9 protein-coding genes are annotated in these 6,327 nt (G+C 71.2%); 4 read left to right on the top strand and 5 right to left on the bottom strand.

What is annotated here, in order from left to right:
* The first annotated feature begins 23 nt into the window (after positions 1–23).
* The 4 genes from ACFYZY_RS02725 (at position 24) to ACFYZY_RS02740 (ending at position 2,454) form a co-directional block, all read left to right on the top strand.
* The gene (locus ACFYZY_RS02725) at positions 24–704 is read left to right on the top strand and encodes a hypothetical protein (protein WP_388688867.1); all 681 of its coding nucleotides are present in this window, start codon (positions 24–26) and stop codon (positions 702–704) included.
* A 200-nt stretch (positions 705–904) separates the two neighbouring features.
* Positions 905–1,264 carry a DUF317 domain-containing protein gene (locus tag ACFYZY_RS02730; RefSeq protein WP_388688869.1) on the top strand — a complete coding sequence of 120 codons (360 nt, stop codon included), beginning with the start codon at positions 905–907 and terminating at the stop codon, positions 1,262–1,264.
* Positions 1,265–1,332: 68 nt separating this feature from the next.
* The gene (locus ACFYZY_RS02735) at positions 1,333–1,629 is read left to right on the top strand and encodes a hypothetical protein (protein ID WP_388688870.1); all 297 of its coding nucleotides are present in this window, start codon (positions 1,333–1,335) and stop codon (positions 1,627–1,629) included.
* A gap of 228 nt (positions 1,630–1,857) precedes the next feature.
* Positions 1,858–2,454 (top strand): DUF317 domain-containing protein, encoded by a 597-nt coding sequence (locus ACFYZY_RS02740; RefSeq protein WP_388688871.1) that lies wholly within the window; start codon positions 1,858–1,860, stop codon positions 2,452–2,454.
* Between the two features lie 291 nt (positions 2,455–2,745).
* Here ACFYZY_RS02740 and ACFYZY_RS02745 read toward each other — a convergent pair whose 3' ends face one another.
* From ACFYZY_RS02745 to ACFYZY_RS02765, 5 genes are all read right to left on the bottom strand, one after another.
* The gene (locus ACFYZY_RS02745) at positions 2,746–3,165 is read right to left on the bottom strand and encodes a hypothetical protein (RefSeq protein ID WP_388688872.1); all 420 of its coding nucleotides are present in this window, start codon (positions 3,163–3,165) and stop codon (positions 2,746–2,748) included.
* A 105-nt stretch (positions 3,166–3,270) separates the two neighbouring features.
* On the bottom strand, positions 3,271–4,965 hold the full coding sequence (locus ACFYZY_RS02750; protein ID WP_388688873.1) for a mobilization protein: 1,695 nt from the start codon (positions 4,963–4,965) through the stop codon (positions 3,271–3,273).
* Positions 4,962–5,627 (bottom strand): plasmid mobilization protein, encoded by a 666-nt coding sequence (locus ACFYZY_RS02755; RefSeq protein WP_388688875.1) that lies wholly within the window; start codon positions 5,625–5,627, stop codon positions 4,962–4,964. Before ACFYZY_RS02755 ends, ACFYZY_RS02750 begins: the two co-directional genes overlap by 4 nt.
* An 80-nt stretch (positions 5,628–5,707) precedes the next feature.
* Entirely contained in the window at positions 5,708–5,899 is a 192-nt protein-coding gene (locus ACFYZY_RS02760; RefSeq protein WP_346171707.1) for a hypothetical protein, read from the bottom strand.
* Positions 5,896–6,090: a hypothetical protein gene (locus ACFYZY_RS02765; protein ID WP_376425395.1), complete on the bottom strand. Its 195-nt coding sequence runs from the start codon at positions 6,088–6,090 to the stop codon at positions 5,896–5,898. Before ACFYZY_RS02765 ends, ACFYZY_RS02760 begins: the two co-directional genes overlap by 4 nt.
* Between the last annotated feature and the right edge of the window lie 237 nt (positions 6,091–6,327).

A 6,327-nucleotide genomic window follows, 5' to 3' on the forward strand; every position in this document is an offset into this window, starting at 1 on the left:
CTGCGCGTGGCTAGGCTTCAGGAGTGACCGAACTGTCCACCCTGCCCGGCGACCCGTCCGAGCTGCGCCTGCGTATCTCCTACACCGATGACCTTGCCGACACCCCTCAGGCCGACACCCTGGAGCGGTGGGACGTGTCCGTCCTCCATGGAGACAGGATGGTGGGATCGATCACCTTCTATCGGGTGCATCTCGACCGGGGCATGAACGCCGTCCGGGTCATGGAGGAGGAATCCGAAGAACTCGACGAGATCGCTCAGGCCCTACTGGATCCGATCACGGGGTCCTTCACCGAGGACGCCAGCAGCTCGCTTCCGTACGTGGGGTCCTCCCTGCTCGTCATGGACAAGGTGACCTTGGACGAGCCGTGGCGTGGGCACGGCCTCGGCGTCATCCTCGTCACCGAGGCGATCCACCGGCTCATGGCCGGCTGCCGCGCCATCGCATGCTCGCCGGGCGTCACCGACCTCAGCAGCGACCGCCTGAGAGACCGGACGGAGTGGGACCGGGTGACCGCCAAGATCGCCAGGGGATGGGAGCTTGTCGGGTTCCGGCAGTACCAGGGAAACGTTTACCTCCTCTCGCCGACCTCGTTGGAGTTGGAGGAGCAACGCGGGGCAATGAGAGGGCGACTCGCGGACCTCGGCTTTGTCTGGCGCCGCACCCAAGCCCACGACATCTCGCCCCGACCTGGGGGTGGGTGAAGCTGCGGTCTCGTCGGGGGACAGCTTCGCTGCCGGACCTGAGAACCGTAGCCGCTTCCTCCGCAGAGGGCTCGCCATGCCAGTTCGCCTCTGGCAGACAGGAAAGATCGCGAAAGGACTGGTACACGCTTCAGGGGCATGTCAACCTAGACGACCCTTTCCGGGGAACCCGGAAAATAGCAGGTCAGAGAGGTGATGCCGTGACAGTGGAGCTGAGTTCCGCAGGATTCCGGACCACGACCGAGCGCCTGAGGCTGCACGACTGGCTCCTGGGGCCGGGACAGGCGACCGAGGTCATCGACACCTTCCCCGCCGCGAACGGCGACTTCCACTTCATCGTCGACGACCGGGCCGACACCCATGTCGCCTCCGCCGACGGCCGTTTCTACCTCGGCCACTTCCCCGCTGGCCGACCCGGCGCCGAGCATGAAGGCTGGGTACTCGCGGTCACCGGCACCGCTCGGACTCCCGGCTACAGGATCACCTTTGATCCCCACACGCCGGCCCACCTCGTCGCGAGGACCGTCTCCGAGGTTCTGGCTACGGCCAAGCGTCTCTGACGGAGGCACCGTCAGGCGTTCCCGTTGTCCCCGAGCCTCCGCCTTCCCCGTCCCCGCAAGGAGTGCACATGCCCGCACCTGCATCAGACATGACCGTCCGCCACCTGATCGATCGCCTCGCCGTCCTGGACCCTGACACCCCCGTCCGTCTCGCCATCAACCCCTTCTGCCCGATGGCCCATCGTCTCGCTGACGTCCTCGTCGCTGAGGACCCGGACGGACAGCCGGTGGCGTACCTCGCCGAAGACCCCGAGGCAGTGCAGTACGGCTACCTGCCCCGGCCGGTCGCCGAGGCGCTGACCTGGATGCCGCCGGTCGACCCGCCGACGAGTTCGCGCCGCAGACTGCGCGCCGTTTCCCCCTGACCGCCCGTACGACAAGGAGCACTTCTGCGCCCGTCCACGCCTTCCGATCCGTCCGATGTTCCGGCCCTTCCCGCCTGGTGGGTCACCCCACGCCACCTTGCCGGTGACGACGGAGCACTCGCCGACCACGTCGCCTCCCACCTCTCCGCCGCCGGCTGGACTTCCCTGACACTCGCTCGCGGCCGTCGTGAACCTGTTGATCCGGATGATCCGGACGCGGTTCAGCAGGTGGTTCGCAGCACTGTGCTGTACGTCGCTCCCGACGGACTTCGCTGGGCCCAGTGGGTGCTTGCCGACGAGCCGATCATCCTCGGGGACCTGCCGGTCGCGTGGACCGTCTCCGCCCGTTCGACCGCGGACGGACTGGCTGAGTGGACCGCCTACTTCACCACCGGTGTCCCGCCCGAAGCCGTTGCCGACTTCCTGCTCGCCCTGGAGGCCCGTCCGGATCCGGCGCACGGGTATGCGGGCCCGCACGTGGTCTTCGAGTCGCTCGCGGAGCGCGGCTGGGTCCGCGACATCGACAATCCGGCTGCCTTCTCCGATCCGCAGCTGGCCGCGGGCATGGCGCTGAGCCTCCTCCCGGAGTACCTCCAGGACGGAAACCCGCTCTGCCTCGACCCCACCGCCGAACAAACCGGCTGGCTGGCCTGGTGCGAGCCTCGGATCGGGCGGGGCTACCTCTGGACCACGGGGTTCTCCGCGAGCACTCCGCACGACCTCGTCGCCGCCTTCGCCGCCTCCCTCGCCTCTCCCGACCCCGTACTCCGGCACACCCTGCCCGGCGACAGCGAGGGACAACTCTCCCTGCGCCCTACCGTCTGACCCCCGGGGCCAGCCGCCAGCAGGGCCTCGTACCTCTTCGGGCCCAACAGCCGTCCCTCAGCACACACAGCAGCACAAACAGGGCCCGGTGCCAGGTCGTTCGACCTGGCACCGGGCCCTTTGGCGAGCATCCTTGGATTCTTCCGGGAGGTCGGGCCGCCCGGCACCTGGTTTCCTCCGGACCGGCTCGGCGCATATTCTCAGCGGCGTGGAGGCCGGCGGCGAGCTCGCGGCCCGGGAAGCCAGCCTCACCCGGGGCGGCTGAGCAGGGCGCGGGACCACGTCACCGGTTCAGAGCCCGAAGTCGTCCAGGCCCTCGTCCAGGGAGCCGTACGTCGAGCTGGTGGGACCGGCGTTCCGGTTGAACCATTCGAGACTCAGGCGAGGCTCCGGCGTCACATGCTTGGCAGGGCACCGGAGCCAGATCTGGCCCTCCACCGCGAGGATGGCCCAGTCGCGGTACGCCGCGCACTGCGGGCAGGAGCGGACTTCGCCCTCCAGGACCAGCGGCCGGCGCCATACCAGGAAGCGCTTCGTGCTCAGATCGAGCCGAAGGTCCGCCGGGAGGAAGTCCTCGCCCGCCGGCGCGGCCGAGGTCTCCTCGACGGGCGCGGCCTCATGCGGCCATGCCGGAGCTGGGTAGTTCAGCCACGGCACGCCCGCCGGCCCCAGCTCGCCCTCGCTCTTCCGCGCCTTCCTGCGCCCGAACATACGGCCTCCCCTCGCATTCGGCTGCCTCGCCCCGGCAGCGGACGACGAGAGTGCCCCACGGGCGGGACGTCGGGCAACTCTCGAATCCGTGAACGGCGGGGCCGGCTACCGGTGCCGCCGGCGGTCCCGGTCGCGAGGCGGGGCCGAGGCTGTACCAGGCATGCGCTGAACTGCGGGAGCGCTCGCTGCGTCAGCCGGAAGGTCTGCGGCGCGGCGCAGTCGCCACACCAGGACGTCGCTGATCGACTCGGCGGTGCCCAGTTCGCGGTGTCCGGCTGCTTCGGAGAGCAGGGGGACGGGGTCGTGGCCGGCGGCCTCGGCCTCGGCGAGCGTGGCGGCGAGGGCCGGCCAGCCGGGCTCGGCCAGGACCTGCTCGGCCAGCTCGGGGATCGACGCGTGCACCGCCTCGGCCTGGCGCCGCAGCACAGGGCGGGCGAGGCGACGGCCACGCTGGTGGAGGACGGCGAGCGGGTACTCTGCGGCAGCCCGGTAGGCGGTTCGCAGGTGCTCAGCTGCTCGATGGGCGGCTTCGGCCTGCTGGGCGTGGCCCTTCCTGGCGTGCCAGTGCGCGGCAGCGGTGATGAGGAAGAACAGCATGTCGATCGCCATGGCCGTGGTTGCGCCCTCCTCGCCGCGGCCGAGAGCCGACCCGCCATGGACGAGGTCCCGGGCAGCCTGCCGCAGGGCCCGGTCGTGGCCGCGGACGGCGCGGACGTGGGACCGGGAGGCTCGCTCGAACGCCCAGGCGGCTTCTCGCAGTTCTTGCCGGGTGTGGGCGGCGGAGGTTTTGGCGAGCGCGTCGAGGACTTCGCCGGCGGCGGCGATGTACGCGGCGGCGAGGCCGTCCTCGCCGTGCTCGACGACCAGGACGGCCTGCCAGGCGGCAGCCGCCGTGCGCCGCCGCGCGGCGGCCGGCGCCCCGGCCGCCCCCGGAGCCTCGAGCCCGGCTCTGTCCTGGAGGCCGCCGCCGGCCCAGCGTTCGCGGATGCGGGGCAGGGAGAGGTCGGGGGCCAGACGCGCGCCGGGGTAGAACACCGGCTCGCCGTCCTTGTTCCGGTCGTCGGGCAGGGCGACCTTGTAGCCGAGCAGGTCCCCGGAGGGAGCGGCGCGCTTCTTCACCAGGAGGCCGGCGTCGGCCAGACGGCTGAAGAACTCTGCCTCACCCTGGGCGCCGGCCGCGGCCCGCCGTACGGTTTCGCGGAGTTCCTCGCGGGCGGTGCGCTCGCGACCCTGGCGGTCCGCCTTGTGCCGCTCGGCGCTGGTGGGGCGCTGGGCGGCGGTGCCGTCGCCGGGCGAGACCTGGTGCAGGCCGAGCTCCTTCTCGATGAGCCGGGCCTCGGCCTGAGCGCGTTTGCCGGAGCGGAAGTCGTCGGGCCGGGTGCCGTCCTCGCACACGAGGGTGGCGACGATGTGGATGTGGTCGTCCGCGTGCCGTACGGCGGCCCAGCGGCAGCCGGGCTGCCCCTCGCCCGGGTCGATCCCGGTGGCGGCGACGATCCGGCGGGCAACCTCGGCCCACTCCTCGTCGGACAGCATCCGGTCGCCGGGCGCGGTGCGCACGGAGGTGTGCCAGACGTGCTTGGCGGGGCGGGCGTGTTCCGGCAGCGCCTGGACGGGCTGGTCCAGGAGCTGCTGGAGGGCCTTCAGCGTGGCGCTCGGGTCGCGGCCGGGGTCGGGGGCCATGCCGTCGAACGAGGCGACGAGGTGCGGGTCGACGTGCTCCTCGCGCTTGCCGGGGCCGTAGAGGTAGGCGAGCAGGCCGATGGTCCGGTCGCCGGGCGGGTTGATACTGGGGATCATGCCGCCTGCTGCCGGTCGAGGACGGCGGTCGCAGCGGCGTGCACTGCGTCGGCGGCCCGCCGCACGGCAGCGAGGCTTGCCTCCAGCTGAGGGACGGCGGCATCGGCACCGGCGTTGAGGGCTTTCGTCACCTGGTTGAGGTTGCTGCCGGCCCAGCCGAGCTTGCGCCGGCTGTCGAACAGCGCGGTGAGCATGTCGCGCTCGGTGGCGATCTCGGCGCTGGTGCGGTCGAGGTCACGGGCTGCGGCGAGGGCGGATCGGGCGAGGAAGCCGGCGACGGTCAGGTTGCACTGGGCGGCGGCGGCGACGACGAGCGCGTACTCGTCGTCGTTGAAACGCGTCGAGGGCTGGTGGCGGCGTTTCTTCGCGGGCGGCTGACGCGGACGCTGGCGGACACGGCGCTCGCGACGGCGAGGCTTCGGCTTCTCCTCGTTCCCCGGCTCCGATCCGCCCCCGGTCGAAGCCTCCAGGACCTGCGCCCCCTGGTGCAGGTCCTCTCCCGCCCCTTCGGGGGCGGGTACGGCGGAAGCTTTGCTTCCGCCCCAACTTGCTCCGTCGGAGACCGAGTTGTCGTCAGCCGCACCGTAAGGGAGAAGTGAGGGAACGGTTGTCGGGAGCGGACGGCCGGCACCGGAATCGGAACAGGGAAAGGTGGCAGACATGGGGTTCCTTCGGAGCCGGGTAGCTGGGGCGAACGAGGCGGTGGCCCGGAGAGGCCGGGCCACCATCGGGAAGTCTGGGTTCAGCAGCAGAGCCTGCACCGGGAGTAGTGGCGGGAGAGCGCCCGCCCCATGTTCAGCTTCACGCCCTTGGCGATCCGGCTGCTCGCCTTCGCCGGGTTGCTCCCCTCGTGCTGGGCAGCGTGGCTGTTCAGGATGGCGAGGTCATTCTCGAAACCGGCCTTTATCCGGTTGAAGCGGTCGCAGGTCTTCATCGAGCAGCTCCTTTGGAGGAAGTAGAGGCCGGGGAGGCGGCCCGTACGAGGGCCAGGACCGGGGTCAGATGTTCGTTGCTGAGCGGGATCTCGTGGCTGCGCATGATCTTCCGGAGCTGGGCTCGGGTGATCTGGGCGTTGCCGTCCTCCCTCAGGACATCGGGCACGTGGGGGAGGACCAGCTCGACCACCTGCTCGTGCGACAGGCGCTTGGGCCCGGTTCGGGATTGCCGGCTCGCCTGTACCCGAGCGTGTACCGTCCCCGGGCGAGCCGGACCGTTTCGCGTCCGCCGGCGGACAGGTCTCGGGGCTGGTCCGGGTTCCGGGGTCGGTCCGGGTTCGGTCTCCGGTCCGGGTTCGGGGTCCGGGTTCGGGCGGTGGTCCGGGGCTGGTCCGGGTTCCGGGGTCGGTCCGGGTTCGGTCTCCGG

Source organism: Streptomyces sp. NPDC001744, from assembly GCF_042892575.1.
Lineage (GTDB): Bacteria > Actinomycetota > Actinomycetes > Streptomycetales > Streptomycetaceae > Streptomyces.

What these genes read in the sequence shown, in the direction of transcription:
- ACFYZY_RS02735 (WP_388688870.1), top strand. Translation starts at nt 1,333, where the DNA reads ATGCCCGCACCTGCATCAGACATGACCGTCCGCCACCTGATCGATCGC.
- ACFYZY_RS02750 (WP_388688873.1), bottom strand. Translation starts at nt 4,965, where the DNA reads ATGATCCCCAGTATCAACCCGCCCGGCGACCGGACCATCGGCCTGCTC.
- ACFYZY_RS02745 (WP_388688872.1), bottom strand. Translation starts at nt 3,165, where the DNA reads ATGTTCGGGCGCAGGAAGGCGCGGAAGAGCGAGGGCGAGCTGGGGCCG.
- ACFYZY_RS02760 (WP_346171707.1), bottom strand. Translation starts at nt 5,899, where the DNA reads ATGAAGACCTGCGACCGCTTCAACCGGATAAAGGCCGGTTTCGAGAAT.
- ACFYZY_RS02755 (WP_388688875.1), bottom strand. Translation starts at nt 5,627, where the DNA reads ATGTCTGCCACCTTTCCCTGTTCCGATTCCGGTGCCGGCCGTCCGCTC.